The sequence below is a fragment of the Candidatus Allofournierella merdipullorum genome (genome assembly GCF_048426865.1).
Classification (GTDB): Bacteria; Bacillota; Clostridia; order Oscillospirales; family Ruminococcaceae; genus Allofournierella_A; species Allofournierella_A merdipullorum.
Genome location: NZ_DBFNWJ010000021.1, coordinates 1 through 16,363, shown reverse-complemented (window position 1 = coordinate 16,363; position 16,363 = coordinate 1). Strand labels below are relative to the sequence as shown.

At 62.3% G+C, this 16,363-nt stretch carries 17 protein-coding genes; 2 read left to right on the top strand and 15 right to left on the bottom strand.

Annotated elements, in window-relative coordinates; genetic code table 11:
* Positions 1-78 precede the first annotated feature (78 nt).
* From spoIIID to ACMNAY_RS03650, 9 genes are all read right to left on the bottom strand, one after another.
* Positions 79-327, bottom strand: coding sequence for a sporulation transcriptional regulator SpoIIID (gene spoIIID, locus ACMNAY_RS03690; RefSeq protein WP_394976894.1), 249 nt, complete (start codon positions 325-327; stop codon positions 79-81).
* Positions 328-442: 115 nt separating this feature from the next.
* Complete coding sequence (locus ACMNAY_RS03685) at positions 443-1,666, bottom strand: metal-dependent hydrolase family protein (protein ID WP_394976896.1); 1,224 nt, start codon at positions 1,664-1,666, stop codon at positions 443-445.
* An 18-nt stretch (positions 1,667-1,684) separates the two neighbouring features.
* Positions 1,685-2,902: a metal-dependent hydrolase family protein gene (locus ACMNAY_RS03680; RefSeq protein ID WP_394976897.1), complete on the bottom strand. Its 1,218-nt coding sequence runs from the start codon at positions 2,900-2,902 to the stop codon at positions 1,685-1,687.
* 104 nt (positions 2,903-3,006) lie between these two features.
* Positions 3,007-4,542 (bottom strand): AbgT family transporter, encoded by a 1,536-nt coding sequence (locus tag ACMNAY_RS03675; RefSeq protein ID WP_418718429.1) that lies wholly within the window; start codon positions 4,540-4,542, stop codon positions 3,007-3,009.
* A gap of 395 nt (positions 4,543-4,937) precedes the next feature.
* Entirely contained in the window at positions 4,938-5,393 is a 456-nt protein-coding gene (locus tag ACMNAY_RS03670) for a GNAT family N-acetyltransferase (RefSeq protein WP_394976901.1), read from the bottom strand.
* Between the two features lie 39 nt (positions 5,394-5,432).
* Complete coding sequence (locus ACMNAY_RS03665) at positions 5,433-6,143, bottom strand: hypothetical protein (protein ID WP_394976903.1); 711 nt, start codon at positions 6,141-6,143, stop codon at positions 5,433-5,435.
* Between the two features lie 2 nt (positions 6,144-6,145).
* The gene (locus ACMNAY_RS03660; RefSeq protein WP_394976905.1) at positions 6,146-7,543 is read right to left on the bottom strand and encodes a Na+/H+ antiporter NhaC family protein; all 1,398 of its coding nucleotides are present in this window, start codon (positions 7,541-7,543) and stop codon (positions 6,146-6,148) included.
* A 95-nt stretch (positions 7,544-7,638) separates the two neighbouring features.
* On the bottom strand, positions 7,639-8,880 hold the full coding sequence (locus ACMNAY_RS03655; protein ID WP_418718428.1) for an aminotransferase class V-fold PLP-dependent enzyme: 1,242 nt from the start codon (positions 8,878-8,880) through the stop codon (positions 7,639-7,641).
* Between the two features lie 48 nt (positions 8,881-8,928).
* Entirely contained in the window at positions 8,929-9,387 is a 459-nt protein-coding gene (locus ACMNAY_RS03650; RefSeq protein WP_177522180.1) for a RidA family protein, read from the bottom strand.
* Positions 9,388-9,614: 227 nt separating this feature from the next.
* Between ACMNAY_RS03650 and ACMNAY_RS03645 the strand changes: the two genes are divergently transcribed.
* Together ACMNAY_RS03645 and ACMNAY_RS03640 are read left to right on the top strand one after the other, a co-directional pair.
* On the top strand, positions 9,615-10,295 hold the full coding sequence (locus ACMNAY_RS03645; RefSeq protein ID WP_394976908.1) for a Crp/Fnr family transcriptional regulator: 681 nt from the start codon (positions 9,615-9,617) through the stop codon (positions 10,293-10,295).
* A gap of 177 nt (positions 10,296-10,472) precedes the next feature.
* The gene (locus ACMNAY_RS03640; RefSeq protein WP_418718427.1) at positions 10,473-11,768 is read left to right on the top strand and encodes an adenylosuccinate synthase; all 1,296 of its coding nucleotides are present in this window, start codon (positions 10,473-10,475) and stop codon (positions 11,766-11,768) included.
* Between the two features lie 42 nt (positions 11,769-11,810).
* On the opposite strand, the gene ACMNAY_RS03635 is transcribed toward ACMNAY_RS03640, so the two are convergent.
* The 6 genes from ACMNAY_RS03635 to ACMNAY_RS03610 form a co-directional block, all read right to left on the bottom strand.
* On the bottom strand, positions 11,811-12,923 hold the full coding sequence (locus tag ACMNAY_RS03635) for a CPBP family intramembrane glutamic endopeptidase (protein ID WP_418718426.1): 1,113 nt from the start codon (positions 12,921-12,923) through the stop codon (positions 11,811-11,813).
* Positions 12,924-12,941: 18 nt separating this feature from the next.
* A complete protein-coding gene (locus ACMNAY_RS03630) occupies positions 12,942-13,712 on the bottom strand; it encodes a DUF3169 family protein (protein ID WP_418718425.1) in 771 nt (256 codons plus the stop codon).
* Positions 13,709-13,921, bottom strand: a complete 213-nt coding sequence (locus ACMNAY_RS03625; RefSeq protein WP_394969670.1) for a helix-turn-helix transcriptional regulator — start codon at positions 13,919-13,921, stop codon at positions 13,709-13,711. Before ACMNAY_RS03625 ends, ACMNAY_RS03630 begins: the two co-directional genes overlap by 4 nt.
* Positions 13,922-14,090: 169 nt before the next feature.
* On the bottom strand, positions 14,091-15,080 hold the full coding sequence (locus tag ACMNAY_RS03620) for a glycosyltransferase family 2 protein (RefSeq protein ID WP_418718424.1): 990 nt from the start codon (positions 15,078-15,080) through the stop codon (positions 14,091-14,093).
* A gap of 107 nt (positions 15,081-15,187) precedes the next feature.
* A complete protein-coding gene (locus ACMNAY_RS03615) occupies positions 15,188-15,733 on the bottom strand; it encodes a DUF4358 domain-containing protein (RefSeq protein WP_418718423.1) in 546 nt (181 codons plus the stop codon).
* 74 nt (positions 15,734-15,807) lie between these two features.
* Entirely contained in the window at positions 15,808-16,254 is a 447-nt protein-coding gene (locus ACMNAY_RS03610) for an Lrp/AsnC family transcriptional regulator (protein ID WP_418718422.1), read from the bottom strand.
* Between the last annotated feature and the right edge of the window lie 109 nt (positions 16,255-16,363).

Genomic DNA, 16,363 nt, shown 5'->3' with positions numbered 1-16,363 from the left:
ACACACTAACACGGGGGGGGGGGGCCCGGGCGGCCACCCCCGGCCCCCTCCCCCTTTTCCTGTGAAGCGCAGGGGCGTTCACCCGCGGGAATATTTCAGCCGGGTGGCGGCTCCGCCCCGCAGGTGCCGCTCGGCCTTGTTGGCCCCCAGCACCTGCTGCACCTGGCGGTACAGCTGCGGGTTCAGCCGCTTGAGCCGGCAGGTCACATCCTTGTGCACCGTGGACTTGCTGACGCCGAAAGCGCCGGCGGCGCTGCGCACGGTGGCACGGTGTTCGGTGATGTACAGCGCCAGCTGCAAGGCGCGCTCGTCGATGTTCCCTTTCACACAGCGTCACTCCCCGTGATGAGTTCTCACGCAGAATGTATATGCGCCGGCCGGGCGGGATATGAAGAGGCCGGGCCGGCCCTCTTCCGGGAGAGAGAAGGAGCGCGAAAGGAGGTCACAGCGTTCCGGTCACAAGTTTGCCGTTGTGGATGATGGTGAGGTCAGCCTTGTTTTGCAGCAGGGCAATATTGGCAAGCACGTCGCCCTTTACCACCAGCACGTCGGCGGTCTTGCCCGCGGCCAGCACGCCGATGTCCGGCTGGCGCAGGGCCTGAGCCGCCATGCTGGTAGCGGTCTTGATGGCTTCCATGGGGCTCATGCAGAGCTTGGTATACATCTCCAGCTCCTCGGCACCGTCGCCGTGGCAGTTGAAGGGGGTGCCGGTGTCGGTGCCGCAGACGATCTTCACGCCTGCTTTGTAGGCCTTTTCCAGCCCTGCGTAGTGGGCGGTGGCAAAGTAGTGGATCTTCTCCAGCACATAGTCGGGCACGCCGCCCTCCGGGCCGTATTTGATGGTGCGGAAGGCGCACAGGGTGGGAACCAGATAGTGGTCGCCCTTCAGCAGCAGCTCGATGCCCTCATCGTCCAGAAAGCTGCCGTGCTCGATGGTGCGCACACCGGCCCGCAGGGCGCGTTTGATGCCATCGGCGCCGATGGCATGGGCGGCGGTGAGGGCGTTTCGATTGGCGGCCTCTTCCACAGCGACCCGCATCTCCTCTTCGGTGAGCTGGGACACAGTGCCCGGCCCGGGAGAGTTGCCGCCGCCGGTGGCCATCAGTTTGATGTTGTCGGCCCCGTTTTTCAGCCGGTCGCGGGCGGCGCGGCGCACTTCGTCCACGCCGTCGCAGGTCTCGCCGATGGAGTCAAGCTCCACGTCCCCGGGCACGAAATCGCCGTGGCCGCCGGTGATGGAGATGGCCTTGCCGCTGGTGAGCAGCCGCGGGCCCTCGATCATCCCCTCGTTGATGGCCCGTTTCACGGCGTAGTCCGCCGAAGCCTTGTCGCCCATGCTGCGCACGGTGGTGAAACCGGCATAGAGCAGCTTCTTGGCGCAGTCGGCCGCCTTGAGGGCGGTGTAGGTGGCGCTGTCCATCAAAAAGTCCATCACGCTGGAGGGCTTGCCGTACATGGTCAGGTGTACGTGAGCGTCGATGAGGCCGGGCATGATGGTCTGGCCCCGGACGTCCTGCACCTGCGCGCCGGGATATTGAGCCGCCGCTTCGGGGCAGAAGGGACCGGCGTAGAGAATTTCCTTGCCTTCATAGATCAGCATGCCGTCGGCCACAGGCTCCTTTGCCAGACCGTCGACGAGCATGCCGTGCTGCAGAATGGTCGCCATGTTTCATTCACCTCGTTTTCAAAGCACCGGCAGGAACACGTCTCTGCCGTTTTTGTTGCTGTAAACCAGCTGACCGCCCTTGAACACCATCTTCACCCGGCGGAAGGCTTCCAGGTCGGCCTCCGGATCGCCTTCGATGAGAGTCAGGTCGGCCCATTTGCCCGGCTCGATGGTGCCGGTGCGGTCTGCCACGCCAAAGGCCTCGGCGGGGGTGCGGGTGGCGGAGACGATCACGTCCTTCACGCTCATGCCCAGCTCGTGCATCTTGATGAACTCGCTGGCCATGTCATCCTGGTAATTGAAGGGAGTGCCCGCGTCGGTGCCCGCGATCACTTTCACGCCCGCTTTGTAGGCGGCGGTGAAGCCGTCGAAGTGGGTGATGGCCTGGATCTTGCACTTTTCCACCACATAAGGCGGGATGCCGGAGGCCTCGCCCTTTTCGATGACATACCACAGTGCCATCAGAGTGGGGCAGAAGTAGGTGCCCTGCTTGAGCATCAGTTCGATCTGCTCGTCGTCCAGGGTCACGCCGTGCTCGATGCTGTCCACCCCGGCCCGCAGGCAGTTCATCACGCCCTCCTTGCCCTGGGCGTGGGCCGCCGTATGAATGCCCGCGTGATGCGCTTCCTCTACGATAGCACGGATCTCCTCATAACTCAACTGGGGCACGCCGGCCTTCATCCCCTTGGACTGGCCGCCGCCGGTGGCCATGATCTTGAGCAGGTCGGCACCGCGCTTGATCTGGGCGCGGGCGGCTTTGCGGGCCTCGTCGGCGCCGTCCACCTCGATGCCGAAATAGTAGCCGTGGCCGCCGGTCATGCAGAGTACCCGGCCGCTGGCGTAGACCCGCGGCCCCAGCAGTTTGCCGGCGTTGATGGCGCCCCGCAGCTTGATGGACACGTCGAAATTGGTGCCCATGTCCCGCACGGCCACAAGGCCGCTTTTCAAACAGCGCAGGCTGTTGCGGGCGGCACTGGCCATCACGGCGGCCTCGGTGTCGTCCCGCATCACCTGGGCCTGCATGTTGGGCAGGCCGTCCACGGCGATGTGGGTATGGCCCTGCACCCAGCCGGGGGTGCAGGTCAGACCTTTGCCGTCGATCACGGTTTCGGCCTGGGCGTCTTTCAGACCGCTGCCTGCGGCCACGATGCCGTTTTCATCGAACAGAACACTGGCGGATTCCAGCCGTCCGCCCTTGCCGTCGTATAAAATGAGATCGTCTATCCTTGTGCGCATAAGGCACCTCCTTTTTTGCGGTGGATAATTCGTTTCTTGAAAAAAAGGCACCCTCTGAATGCCCAAAGGGTGCCTTTTCGTGAGATCGGTGGTCGGGGCAGCCGTCAGCCGAGGAATACGGCGCTGCCGGGGCCAAGGGGAATGCCGAGGGTGATCCAGATGATCACAAAGGCGGTCCACATCACAAAGAATGCCAGCGAGTAAGGCAGCAGGCAACTCATCAGGCTGCCGATGCCGGCCTTCTTGTCATACTTCTCCGCCAGGCCCACCAGCATGGCGAAGTAGGCGAACATCGGGGTGATGGGGTTGGTGATGGAGTCGCCGATGCGGTAGAGCACCTGGGTGAAGGAGGGGTCGTAGCCCAGCAGCATGAACATGGGCACGAACACCGGGGCCAGGAATGCCCACTTGGCGCTGGCGGAAGCCACCAGCAGGTTGATGAGAGCGCACAGCAGGATGAACAGGATCATCAGGGGGATGCCGGTCAGACCGATGTTGCTCAGGAAGTTTGCGCCGGAGATGGCGATGTAGGTGCCGATGTTGCTCTTGTTGAAGTAGGCGATCATCTGGGCGGCCACGATGCAGAAGGTCACATAGCCGGACATGCTGCTCACGGCGGCGATGAGGGCTTTCACAAGGTCCTTGTCGTTCTTGAACTTGCCGGTGGCAAAGCCGTAGGCCACAGAGGGAACAAAGAACACCAGCATGATGATGGGCACGATGCCGGAAATCAGGCCGCCGGAGTAGCCCAGCAGGTCGCCGGTCTCGTCGCGCATGGGGGAGTCGGCGGGAATGCACATGGCCAGCAGCACGGCCACCAGCACCAGGAAGGCGATGCCGGCAACGCGCAGGCCCTTGCGCTCTTCCGGGGTGATCTCGGTGGTGTGCTGCTCCATGTCGCCGTGATAAGCGCCCACGCGGGACTCAACGAAAAACTTGTTGACGAAGGTGCCCACGATGGCCAGGACCACGGCGGAGGCGGCCATGAAGTACCAGTTGCACATGATGTTTGCCTGGTAATTCGGGTCGATGAACTGGGCTGCCGGGCCGGTGTAGCCGATGAGCAGCGCATCGGTGGAACCCACCATGAAGTTGGCGGAGAATCCGCCTGCTACACCCGCGTAGCACAGCGCCATGCCGGCGATGGGGTTTTTGCCGATGGACATGAACACCAGAGCACCGATCATGGGCATGATCAAAAAGCCCGCGTCACCCGCGATGTTGGAGTTGACGCTGATGATGAGCAGCAGCGGCACGATGAGCGCCTTGGGCGCTTTCATCACCGACACGCGCATCAGCGCGGAGGCAAGGCCTGTGGATTCGAACAGGCCCACGCCCAGAACGACCACCAGGCCGAGAATCAGGGTGGGGAAGTTGGCGATGTTGTTTGTGAAGCTGGAGAGCATCCACACAAAGTTCTCAAAGGTAGCAAGGCTGGTGATGGTGATGTTTTCGTTGGTGGCGGGGTTCATCACGGTGGCTCCGTTGAAGATGGCGGAGCATACTACGATGATGACACAGATGCAGACGAACAGGGTCACGGGGTCGCACATTTTGTTGCCGACGCGTTCCACGCCGTCGAGGAAGCGGTTCATCAAACCCTCTTTTTTGGGCTTCGCGGTGTCGACCTGATTGCTCATTGATTTCCCTCCCAAAAGCGATTTTTTTACAGCGCAGAGGCGGCCCGAGGGGGTCCATCGGCCTTTTTATTTGAGCCGCTGTCGGGTGCGGCGGAGCGGACCGGCGGTCCGGGAACAAAGGGGGTGGACAGGGTGCAGGCCGCAGCAAAACAATGCCTTTCTGCATTACGGGCGAAAGACGTTGCGCTCTGCAAAAGTGATTTCTTTTCGGGTACCCTTGTGAGTATCATCTTACAGGAAAACTCGAAAAAAATATGCAAATCGTTATACATTTTTTGCCGAACGGACAAAAATTATTGTGAAAGATGCGGTCGTGAAATCAAATGCACCAAAAGTGAAAAAACGCGGACCAACCCGAAAAGGGGCGGTCCGCGCCGCGTGCGCGCTGGCGTCGGTCAGCCGCGGAAAAGCATGTTCACATGGGGTACGCCGGCAATGGTATATTCTTCGGAAATGCGTTCAAAACCCAGACGGCGGTAAAAATCTTCCAGATAGGCCATGGCGGAGATCTCCACCACAGGGTCGCCGGAATCCTGCGCAAGCCTGTGGCAGGCCCGGCGAACCAGTTCGGCCCCAAGGCCTTTGCCCCTGGCGGCGTCTTTCACCGAGAGCCGCCCGAAGCTGTTGTGGTCGTGGCCGTCGTAGTGCAGCGCGGCGGGCAGCAGCCGCACATACCCCACCAACGCCCCGGTCTCGTCCCGGGCCAGCAGGTGGGTGGCTTTCTGGTCAAAGCCGTCCAGGTCGCGGTAGATGTTGCCCTGACCCAGTACGAACACCTCCATGCGGTGGGCGATGATCTCATACAAGGTCGCGGCGTCCAGTTGGCCAAAGGTGTAAAATGAAAAATCCATCATTGTCCCTCCTGTTTGTGCATTGGCGGGCGTGTCGCTTCACAGATACCGCGGCGGATGTACGGCATAGGCCAGCAGATTTGCAGCGGAAAGAGTGTCGAACACGGGCACGCCCAGCGCCTCGGCCAGGTCCGCCGAGTAGGTGGCCAGATTGCTGCACTCAAAGATGACTGCCCGCAGGTCAGGGGTCTTCGCCCGCAGCTTTTCGCCTGCGGCCAGCACGTCGCCGCGCATGCGGTCCACGTCCAGCGCAAGGCCACCCCGAATGACGATCTCATCAAAATGGGCTTCGTCCTGCATGCCCTGGATGGAAAGACGGATGTCCTCCGTCCAGCCGGAGGCCCGCAGATGGGTCTCCTTCAGCAGGCCGGAGTGGCCGGTGATGACGCCGATGCTGCCGCTGCGGCCGATGAGCTGCCAGATCATCGGGATCTGGCACAGGGAGGACCCGGCGAAGGGGATGCCCAGTTCAGCGCCCAGGCAGTCCTGATAAAGGCTCATCATGCCGCAGTCGCCCACGATGGCCTTGATGCCTGCCTTCACCAGATTCTGCCCGGCGGTCAGCAGGTTCGCCTTGATGACGGGCCCGCCTTCCACCAAGTCGGCAAAGCCGCCCTGCACGACTTCATAGCGCACGGGGTAGGAAAAACTCGCGGCGTTGCCCGCATCGCCAGGGGCGCGGGGCGTCACCGTGGAGAAGACCAGAACGCCCACGTCCTGGCCATAGAAGGGATAGCCTGTGGCAAACATATTCAGTGCTCCTTTCGGGATGTGCCGGGCGCGCGGCCCCAGCCGGTGAGGATACTGAAAAGCATCACCAAGGCCAGCGCCCAGCCGTAATAATTGCAAAGGACCATCTGCCCGATTGAAAAATCCACCGGCGCGCCGGACCTGCCGGCCAGCATGTAAGTGAGCAGCGGTGCGAAAGCATAGGGGATGAGCCCCAGCGCAGCGCAGGAGAGTCCGCTCATCAAAACAGCGCTGCGCGCTGGGGAAAGACCGCACTGCTCCACCAACAGCTTTTTGGCAACAGGGCCCTCCAGCATGATGGTCACGCTGCTGGCCACGGTGAGCAGGCAAAGCGCAACGTTAAGCACTGCTGCTGCAAGCTCACAGGTCCTGTCGCTTCGGATGGCTCGGGAGCAGGCGTTCACGAGCCGGCGGAAAAAGCCGCCCTTGTCCAGAAGATTCACCAGCCCCATCAGCAGCAGGGCAAAAACGGCAATGTCCAGGAGACTCTGCACGCCTTCCACCAGAACGCCGCCCACGGTGAACGAGGAGGCATCCACCACCAGCAGGCGCTCAAAGGGCAGCAGGCCGGCGGCCAGCCCCAGGGCGATGCCTGCGGCGGCAGCGCTCACCAGCGCCACGATCAGGTGCACGCCGCGGCACATCAGCGCCATGAGCAGAACAGGCACTGCCAGCATGAGCAGCCCCCGGGGCGAAGCGCTTCCCTTGTCGACGGGCGTTCCGCCGCTGTGGGCTGCACCGGCAAAGACGAAGAAGCACACGGCTGCGATGGCGGCCGCTGCAAGAACATAGCGAAGGCGGGCACGCACCACTGCGCCCACGTCTACGCCTTGGGTGTAGGCAGCGGCAATGGTGGTGTCCGACATGGGGGCAGCCGAGTCGCCCAGGCATGCTGCGCTGATGATAGCCCCTGCCATCGCCGGCCCGTCCGCGCCCAGGGCCACCCCCACCGGGTAGAGGATGGGGGCGAGGGCGATCACGGTGCCCAGCGCCGTGCCGGTGGCAAGAGAGAGAAAACTCCCGCACAGAAATGCGATCAGCGGGAAGACCCGCCCGCCCAGGCCGGTGCTGATACAAAGCCAGGTGAGGCCTTCGACGAGGCCGGTCTCCTTCATCAGCTGGGCCACGATGCCCGCTAAAAACCAGGCCAACAGCATGGTGGCGACCATCTCAGAGGCCATGCCCTGGATCAGAAGATCGGCGCAGTGGGTCGGGTCTTTTGCCAGGGCCAGCGCTGTGGCCACCGCAGCCAGCGCAGGCACCCAGAAGGCCGCGGGCATGGCTTTGCCCGCCGCTGCCAGCAAAAGCATCCCCGACAGCAGAACAGCGAAGGGGAGCAGCAGGCCGAAGGTCCCGTACCGGAATCGCAGCGGCGCTGCGGCGTTGGGCTCGGTGGGCATAAAAACCTCCTTGAAAAAGCGCAGATGCTCCGGGGCAAAACGCCCCGAAGCATCTGCGGTTTGGCTATTCAGGGCCGGTTGGTGAAAGCAGGGGTTCAGCCCTTGTAATCAGGCTCACGGCCGATCTCTTTGATGAGGTCCTTCATGCCCTCGATCATGGTGTCGATGTCTTTCTTGTTGTTGAAGTACTGGCAGGAGATGCGGAAGCCGCCCACATAGTCGGTGAAGCGCTGGGCGATGAAGATTTTGCGGGCGTGCAGCTTCTTGAGGATCATGCGGTCGGTGTCCAGATCGTCATACAGGCGGGCGATGACGATGCCGCCGAAGTGGCCGGGGTCACGATGGGTGATCAGGGTGCCGCCGATCTCTTCGATGCGGTCCATGCAGTAGGTGGCCAGCTCGCGCACATGGGCTTCGATGTTCTCGATGCCGATTTCGTTCACCAGGCCCAGGCTCTCGCCCAGAGCCACGGCGCCGGGGTAGTTGGAGGTGCCACCGATCTCAAAGCGCCGGGCGGTCAGGGGGAAGGTCCAGTCGTTGACGGAAGGCGCGGCGGGATTCTCCCAGTAGGCGCCCCAGCCGCCCTCGGGGACGGTGGTGTTCAGGTAGCCTGCGTAGCTCTGCTTCAGCTTGGGCAGGGTCTCTTTGTTGATGTACAGCACGCCGGTGCCGTAGGGGGAGTTCAGCCACTTGTGGCCGCCGGCGGTGAGGATGTCGATGTGGCAGGCCTTGGTGTCGATCTTGGTCACGCCCAGCTGCTGCACGGCGTCCACAACCAAGAAGATGCCCCGTTCTTTGCAGAAGTCGCCGATCTCCTTCATGTCGCTCTGCCAGCCGTTGCACCACTCCAGAGTGGACATCACCAGAATGCGGGTCTTGTCGTCCACCAGAGGCTCGAAGGCGGCGGCGGTGAAGCGCTCGTCGGCGGGTTTGCAAACGCGGATGTCGATGTTCTTTTCCTTGCGGATGACGCACCAGGGCAGGGCCACCTGGATGAACTCCAGGTTGGTGGTCACGATGTTGTCGCCGTCGTTCAGCTCGATGCCCTGAGCGGCGATGTTCAGACCGTGGGAAGTGCTCTCCACCAGAGCGATCTCCTCGGGGTCGGCGTTCAGCAGTTTGGCGGCTTCCTTATAGGCCTTGTCGCGCTTGGCGTCCATGGCGATGTGGTGGGCGCTGGAGTTGGCTTCCTCCTGTACGGCGGTCATATCGGCAAACGCCTTCACAGCACGGACACTGCGCTGGGGCGCGAAGCTGACGCAGGCGGCGTCCAGGAAGGTCATGGTCTCCAGAACGGGCCACTCTTCTTTTCTCATTTTCTCCCAATCGTAACTCATTGCAGCTTACCTCCGATTTTCATTGTGTGATGTATTGCAGCCTTTTCCTCAAGGCTTGAGACGAACGATAAGTTCCACTTCGCAGCACGCGCCCAAAGGCAGGCTGCTCACGCCCACCGCGCTGCGGGCGTGCAGGCCGGCGTCGCCGAAGACCTGGCCCAGCAGTTCCGAAGCGCCGTTGATGACCTTGGGCTGCGCTTCAAAATCAGGGGTGCAGTTCACGAACCCCACCACCTTGACCACGCGCTCCACCCGGTCCAGGCTGCCCGCCAAACTCTTGACCACCGCCAGGCAGTTCAGCGCCGCGATGCGGGCGGCTTCATAGCCCTCTTCCACGGTCATGTCTTTGCCAAGTTTGCCCTTGCGCAGCACGCCGTTTTCCGTGGGCAGCTGGCCGCTGGTGAATACCAGCGTTCCGTCCGCCGCGCCCGGCACATAGGCGGCCACCGGCGCGGGCACTGCGGGCAGCGTCAGGCCAAGCTGTTCCAGCTTTGTTTCCGCTGTCATTTTCTCCTGTCACCTCCTGTTTGGTCTCTGGGTCCATGATACTCTCCATAATGGGTCAAGTTCTATAAAGCACTTGACATTTTGATAAAAAGTTTCGTGCGCAGTGTATAAAACATCTGCCGAACATGTAAAATACTTGTCTTGACATAAAAGATGAGAAAAAAGTATTATAAAGTGTCTATGATGTTTTGGATCAGTCGCTGTTGCGGAAAGGCAGGTCGAGAAATATGTACGAGAGCAGCGAGCGGGAGAACTCTCCCTGGATCACCCTGGATCTGGAGGGCTGGGCGCCCCTGACCGAAGGCCGCGCCCCGGTGCAGTACCGGAAAAAGGCGATCCTTTTCCATCAGGAAGACGCGGCGGACGCGGTGTTTATTGTGAAGTCCGGCCGGCTGCGCATCACCTCCTATCAGGAGGATGGGGCGGAAAAGCAGCTTTACATCGCCGAAAAGGGCGCGCTGGTGGGCGAGTCCTCCTGCCTGAACGGCGCGGTGCATCAGTCCTCGGCGGTGGCCATTGTGGACAGCCTGGTCTGGAAGATCCCCGTGTTGGAGCTGCAGGAGGCGATGGAGCACAACTGGCAGCTCACCCAGCGGGTCATCTCTCTTTTGTGCCGCAAAAAGGACGTGTTCTACCGGCAGATATTGGACCTGTCCTTCAAGCAGGCCACCCACCGCATCGCCAGCCAGCTGGTGAACCTCTGCCGCCAGTACGGCAAGGAGCATGAAAAGGGCGTGCGCATCTCCATCCACTTCACTCAGCAGGACATCTCCGGCATCGTCAACGCCAGCCGGGTCACGGTGGGCAATGTGTTCAACATGTTCATCGACCAGGGCCTTCTCACCCGGGAGGGAAAGTACTTCATCGTTACCGACCTGGAGGCCATGCAGAAACTCTGCGGCGACTGAGCCCGCCGCGCCCGGGAATGTGAAAAAACAAAAAAGCGGTTGACATCCGCCGCGCGGGGTGGTATTCTAATCTGCGTGAAAAAGGGTATGCAGCGGCTGCCGGATCTCACGATCCGGCAGCCGCTGCATCTTTTTTTGGCTATACTACATTCAAAACGGGGAAAAGGGGAATAAGGCATGTTGACAGCGATCACTGGCGTAAACTGGGGCGACGAGGGCAAGGGCCGCATGGTGGACCTGCTCAGCCGCGACTATGACATCGTGGCCCGGTATCAGGGCGGCAACAACGCGGGGCATACCGTGAAGAACGAGCGGGGCAAGTTCATTTTGAACCTGCTGCCCTCGGGCATCCTGCGGCCCGGCGTGGTCTGCGTGATGGGCGGCGGCATGGTCATCGACCCGGCCCATCTGGAGAAGGAGCTGGCCTCCCTGCGGGAGAAGGGCGTGGAGATCACCCCCGCGAACCTGAAGATCAGCGACCGGGCCACCGTCTGCATGCCTTGGCATGTGGCCGAGGACGGCCTGGAAGAGGACCGGCTCTCCGCCAGCGGCAGCCAGTTCGGCTCCACCCGGCGGGGCATCGCCTACGCCTACGGCGACAAGTACATGAAAAAGACCCTGCGCATGGGCGACCTGGTGCAGCTGGACGAAGGCCGCAAGCGCCACCTGGCCACCATCGTGGAGTGGAAGAATCTGACCATGGAGCGGGTCTACGGCGCAAAGCCCATCGACCTGGAAGAGGCTTGGGCCTGGTGCCAGAAGTACGGTGAGCTGTTCCGGGACTACGTCTGCGACACCGGCGCTTATCTGGCGGACGCGGACGACGCGGGCAAGAAAATTATGTTCGAGGCCCAGCTGGGCGCGCTGCGGGACATCGACTTCGGCATCTACCCCTACACCAGCTCCTCCAACGTCATCGGCGCCTATGCCCCCATCGGCGCGGGTCTGCCCGGCCACAAGCTGGACAAGAGCATCGGCATCATGAAGGCCTACTCCTCCTGTGTGGGCGAGGGCCCCTTCACCGCCGAGCTGGCCATGACCGAGGAAGAAAAGCACCTGCTGCGTGAGGCGGGCCACGAGTACGGCGCGGCCACCGGCCGGCCCCGGCGTGTGGGCCCCTTCGACGTGGTGGCCAGCCGCTACGGCGCGAACTGCCAGGGCGCGGACGAACTGGCCCTGACCCTGCTGGACGTGCTGGACTATATGGACCAGGTGCCGGTGGTGGAAAAGTACCTGGTGGACGGCAAGGAGAGCGACCGTTTCCCCATGGGCACCCAGCTGGACAACGCGAAGCCTGTGGTCAGGACCCTGCCCGGCTGGCACTGCGACATCAGCGGCTACCGCCGCTGGGAGGAGCTGCCCGAGGCCGCGCAGAACTACGTGCGCTACATCGAAAAGGCGGTGGGCCGGCCCATCCGCTACATCTCGGTGGGCCCCGACCGGGACGCCTGCATCCTGAAAGACGGCGAGTAAACGCAAAAAAGAACGCCCCCGTGGGGGCGTTCTTTTTTGCGTTCAGTTCAAAGGCCCATACTGGGGCGGCTGCTTGCCGGCTTCGGGCGCTTCGGCGTTTGCGGCGGGGGCCGCAGGCTCCGCGGGGGCGTCCAAAGGCAGGCAGGGCAGCGGCTCTTTCCAGAAGCGGCTGGCCAGGCTGGGCAGATAGAGGGCCGCCAGCAGCACGGCGCCCACCGCCACGTCGGCCCAGCCGATGACCTGGTTCTCGATGACGGAGGTGGTGCCGGCAAACACGGCGATGAGGTTGTTGTTCAGATAGTGCAGCACCACCGGCACCCACACGGTGCGGGTCTTGTGCTGGGCATAGCCGAAGAAGGTCGCCAGGCACACGCAGAGCACGATCTGGTTGACAAGGCTCTGCAGCCAGGTGCTGGGGCTGTAGAAAAAGATGTTCAGCGGCAGGTGCCAACCCCCCCACAAAACGCCCAGCGCCAGCACGCCCCGCCGGGGGCCGAACCGCTTTTGCAGCAGCGGCTGCAAAAAGGCGCGCCAGCCGTATTCCTCGCCCAAAAAGGGGGTGTAGACCAGGAAGAAATTCAGCGGCAGGACAGCCAGATTGATGCCCAGATAGAGCCAGTCGGTGGTAAAGCCCATGTCCGCCAGGGTGGCGGAGGGGTCGGCCAGCTTGGAGGCGGCGATGAGGATGGCATAGCGCCCCAGATACAAAGCCAGGAACAGCAGCACCGTGAGCACGATGGCTCTGCCGCCGCCGGAGCCGCCAAGGCGCAGGCCGCCGGCGGTGCGGCGGGCCCTGCCGTCCAGGAAATAAAGCACAAGGCACACCAGGCTGCCCAGAATGATGACGAGGTTGGCGAGCAGCAGCGCCGCCTGCGGCTGTATGAAGGTGACCAGCGTGACGGCCGCCATCACCGCCGTGAGGGCCAGAAAGCCGACGAAAAAGCGGCGGGGCAGAAGCTTATCTCCCCGGCGGGTGACAAGCAGCGCCAGCATCGCGCCGGCGGCGGGGTAGAACATCTGGGCGTTGGCAAACACCGCGGTGCTGCCCCCCATGCTGTGCACCAGGGCCATCGCCACGCCCATCAGGCAGGGCGCGCCGAAGGCCACCGCAAAAAAGATGGCAAGCTGCCGTTTTTCCGTTTTGGTCCATTTCATCGTCTGGTTCCTCCTGTTTCATTCGGTTTTGGCCCGGCCGCTATCCAGCGCATGGGCCCGCAAAAGGTAGGTCAGGGTCTGGGTGAGCCACAGCCCGCCCAGCATCACTGCCCACAGCACGCTGGCGCCGCCGTACATCACCGCCAGCAAGGCAACCAGCAGGGTGAACGGATAGATGCTGGTCATAGTGATATAGGTATGGTAGGCGCATTCGCCGATGCGCTGGCGCTCGGCCTCATCGCAGCTGTCGTACCAGTCTTTTTGAAAGCGGATGTCGAACACGTTGCCCCGCTTTTCCGGCGCAAGGCGCTGCTCGGCTCGCACCACCGCCGCCTGCAGCCCGTAGCTCCAGGCCAGTTCGGCGATCATAAGCGGCACCACCGCCAGGGCGGGAATGGCGCTTTCCCACAGGGTGACGGCGGGCACCGCAAGGCATGAGGTGAGCATCACCCAGGGCATCGCCACCGCCGAAAAGACCATGGAAAGGCTCAGCCGCCGGTTCGCCGCCTCAAAGGCTTCGTCGTCCTCGCCGGCCCGGGCGGCGGCCTTTTGGCCGGCCAGGTACAGCCAGTGGGCGGCGGCGCAGGGCGCAAGGCCCAGCGCCATCAGCCAGGGGCCGGCCTGCGTGAGGCAGTCGCCGGCTTGCTGGGCCAGCTGCATCAGCCCGTCCTCGCGGCCCAGCAGGAAGATGCTGATGAGGGCGCCCGTCAGGGCGCTGGCGATCATGATAAGGGTGAATTTGATGTAGACGCCCCTGCTCGTTTTGGGCGTTTTGGCCTGCTTGTTCATTCCGTTTCCTCCCCGGTCAATGTGAATACCTCTTCCACGGGCACCGAAAACACCCGGGCGATGCGCAGCGCCAGCGTCACGGAGGGGTTGTAGTCCCCCCGTTCGATCAGGCTCACCGTCTGGCGGGACGCGCCCACCAGCGCGCCCAGCTCCTGCTGGTTCAGCCCTTTCGCGGCCCGCAGCTCTTTTACGCGGTTTGCCAGCGGCATAGGCGGCCTCCTTTCATGGTTTGCAAAAGATGTTTGTCGTAATGACAACTATCTTTGTCAATATCAGTATAGCATGACAACTTTCTTTGTCAATGGGTTTTGACAACTTTTTTTGTCAAAATGATTGGAGCACAAAAAATCCCCCGCCCGAAAGGAGCAGGGGAGAGATTCAGGTGATGTGCAAAGCCCGCTGGGCGCGGTAGATGAAGTAGCGCACGGTGTCCACCGCCAGCCACAGCTGGATGAGCACGTAGTTGGGCAGGTTTTTGAAGCGGAATTTGGGCTTGTCCAGCTTGCCCATGACTTTCAGCGCCTCCTTGAAGCCCTGGAAGTAGGCCGGGCCGTAGCCCCGTAGCCGGAACATCACCGCCTTCATCAGATAGCCCAGCGCCAAAAAGGGCAGATTGAGCAAAAACATCAGAATGGGCATGTTTTTGTAGGGCAGCAGGATGCTGTTGCGCCCGCTCTGCACGCTCTTGAAGGGGTTGTAGCGCACCGCGCCGGTGGTGGCGCCGCAGATGTGGTAACACCGGGCGGTGGGGCAGTAGACGTTTTTGTAGCCCAGGCTGTTGGCCCGCCAGCTGATGTCCACATCCTCGAAGTAGGCGAAGAAGTGCTCGTCGAACAGACCGATCTTGTCCAGAATGCTCTTGCGGTAAAGGGCCGCGCCGCCGCAGGCGGAGAACACCCGGCCCGGTTTCTGGTAGCGGCTGACCTTCATGCCGTCGCCCCGCTTGCAGGCAAAGCCCAGGATGGTGACATAGTCGCCCGCGTCGTCGGCCAGCTCCCGCTCGAAATGGCGGATCATCAAACTGCTCACCGCAAAGATGCGCTGGTCCTTTTCGGCCGCCGCCAGCAGGTTCGCCAGCCAGTCCGGCTCGGCGAAGGCGTCGTTGTTGAACAGCGCCACGAACTCACCCTTCGCGGCCCGGATGCCCTGGTTCACCGCGTAGGAGAAGCCGGTGTTTTCGGCGTTTTCGATGAGGGTGTAGTTTGCCCGGCCCACATAGCTTTGGGCGATGGCAAGGCTCTCGTCGGTGGAGCCGTTGTCCACCACGATGAGTTCAAAATCCTGCTCGGTCTGGGCCCAGACGGACTCGATGGAGTCCCGCAGCCAGCCCGCGCCGTTCAGGTTGGGGATCACAACGGTGGCTTTCATGGCGTGCCGCCTTTCGCTGCAAAAGTTCGGCGGGGCAGGCCCCGCCCGCCCCATTATACCAAAAAACGCCGCCCGGGGCAACGCCCGGGCGGCGGCAGGCTGCGTTGTCAGGCCAGCGCGTCCTTGATGGCGGAGAACACGGTGTCCTGTTCCTCGCACATCACCAGCACCACTTCGCCGGACTTCACGGTGTCCAGCTTGGCGGCCTTGGCAATGGCGTACTGGTCGGCCAGGTAGTTCTCCTGGGCGGCCTTCTGGCCGTCGATGAAGGTCTGCAGGCCCTCGGTCACGGCGGTTTCCTTGCCGTCGGCGGGCTTGACGATGGCCAGACCGTAGGACTGCACGTTCATCATGCTCACGCTGAACACGGCCTCTTCCACGTCCTCTTCGGTGAGGCCCAGCACCTGCAGGCACATGGCGCCCTGGCTGGCCACGTCCTCCTCGGTCAGGTCGGAGGCGTAGCCGCCGGTGGCGGTGTAGACGCCGTCCTTCAGGTGGAAGATGACCAGGCTCTCGTTGTCCTCGGCGGGGCGGGCCTCGGTGAGGATGGTCACATAGTCCTTCGGCTCGCCGGAGGAAGCGGGGGAGGAGCCGCAGGCGGCAAGGCCCAGGGCAAGCAGGCAGACAGCCATCAGGCTGAAAATACGTTTCATCATTCAAATCTCCTTTTTTGGATACTGTGCCCCCGAAAGGGGCCTTCAATGCATAAACGCGCCGGCGGGCGGAATTATTGCGCCGGGGTTTCCATCGGGTCGGGGCGGCGGTCCACCGGGGTGGACAGGATGATCTGGGTGCTGGTGGGGCCGGAGCGCTGGCAGCGGGTGATGAGATGCTCCAGCGACTGCATGGTGTCGCAGGCCACCTTCACGATGTAGCTGTGGCTGCCGGTGACGTGGAAGCACTGGGTCACCTGCCGCTCGCCGTTCACCGCCGCCAGAAACTCGTCCCGGTCGGCGGGGGCCACCGACACGCTGATAAGGGCGTTCACCGCCTGCTGGCTGCCGGGGTTCTTCAGCAGCACCGTGTAGCCGCCGATGACGCCCTCCTTTTCCAGCCGGTGGATGCGGCTGGACACTGCCGGGCTGGTGAGAGAGACCTGTTCCGCGATCTCTTTCACCGACATTCTTGCATTTTTTGCTAAAAGGCTGAGAATTTTTTTGTCCAGTTTGTCCATAGTGTGTCCCCTCCAGAGACAGATGGCAATAGTGATAAAAAACTGATAAATTAAAGAGTTTCGAATGTAAAAATTAACAAAATTAAAAACCGGGATAAGAAATTGGGTG

Excerpts from the sequence above, each read along its gene's own strand:
- ACMNAY_RS03685 (WP_394976896.1), bottom strand. The coding sequence starts at position 1,666 with ATGGCGACCATTCTGCAGCACGGCATGCTCGTCGACGGTCTGGCAAAG.
- ACMNAY_RS03680 (WP_394976897.1), bottom strand. The coding sequence starts at position 2,902 with ATGCGCACAAGGATAGACGATCTCATTTTATACGACGGCAAGGGCGGA.
- ACMNAY_RS03675 (WP_418718429.1), bottom strand. The coding sequence starts at position 4,542 with ATGAGCAATCAGGTCGACACCGCGAAGCCCAAAAAAGAGGGTTTGATG.
- ACMNAY_RS03670 (WP_394976901.1), bottom strand. The coding sequence starts at position 5,393 with ATGGATTTTTCATTTTACACCTTTGGCCAACTGGACGCCGCGACCTTG.
- ACMNAY_RS03665 (WP_394976903.1), bottom strand. The coding sequence starts at position 6,143 with ATGTTTGCCACAGGCTATCCCTTCTATGGCCAGGACGTGGGCGTTCTG.
- ACMNAY_RS03660 (WP_394976905.1), bottom strand. The coding sequence starts at position 7,543 with ATGCCCACCGAGCCCAACGCCGCAGCGCCGCTGCGATTCCGGTACGGG.
- ACMNAY_RS03655 (WP_418718428.1), bottom strand. The coding sequence starts at position 8,880 with ATGAGTTACGATTGGGAGAAAATGAGAAAAGAAGAGTGGCCCGTTCTG.
- ACMNAY_RS03650 (WP_177522180.1), bottom strand. The coding sequence starts at position 9,387 with ATGACAGCGGAAACAAAGCTGGAACAGCTTGGCCTGACGCTGCCCGCA.
- ACMNAY_RS03645 (WP_394976908.1), top strand. The coding sequence starts at position 9,615 with ATGTACGAGAGCAGCGAGCGGGAGAACTCTCCCTGGATCACCCTGGAT.
- ACMNAY_RS03640 (WP_418718427.1), top strand. The coding sequence starts at position 10,473 with ATGTTGACAGCGATCACTGGCGTAAACTGGGGCGACGAGGGCAAGGGC.
- ACMNAY_RS03635 (WP_418718426.1), bottom strand. The coding sequence starts at position 12,923 with ATGAAATGGACCAAAACGGAAAAACGGCAGCTTGCCATCTTTTTTGCG.
- ACMNAY_RS03630 (WP_418718425.1), bottom strand. The coding sequence starts at position 13,712 with ATGAACAAGCAGGCCAAAACGCCCAAAACGAGCAGGGGCGTCTACATC.
- ACMNAY_RS03625 (WP_394969670.1), bottom strand. The coding sequence starts at position 13,921 with ATGCCGCTGGCAAACCGCGTAAAAGAGCTGCGGGCCGCGAAAGGGCTG.
- ACMNAY_RS03620 (WP_418718424.1), bottom strand. The coding sequence starts at position 15,080 with ATGAAAGCCACCGTTGTGATCCCCAACCTGAACGGCGCGGGCTGGCTG.
- ACMNAY_RS03615 (WP_418718423.1), bottom strand. The coding sequence starts at position 15,733 with ATGAAACGTATTTTCAGCCTGATGGCTGTCTGCCTGCTTGCCCTGGGC.
- ACMNAY_RS03610 (WP_418718422.1), bottom strand. The coding sequence starts at position 16,254 with ATGGACAAACTGGACAAAAAAATTCTCAGCCTTTTAGCAAAAAATGCA.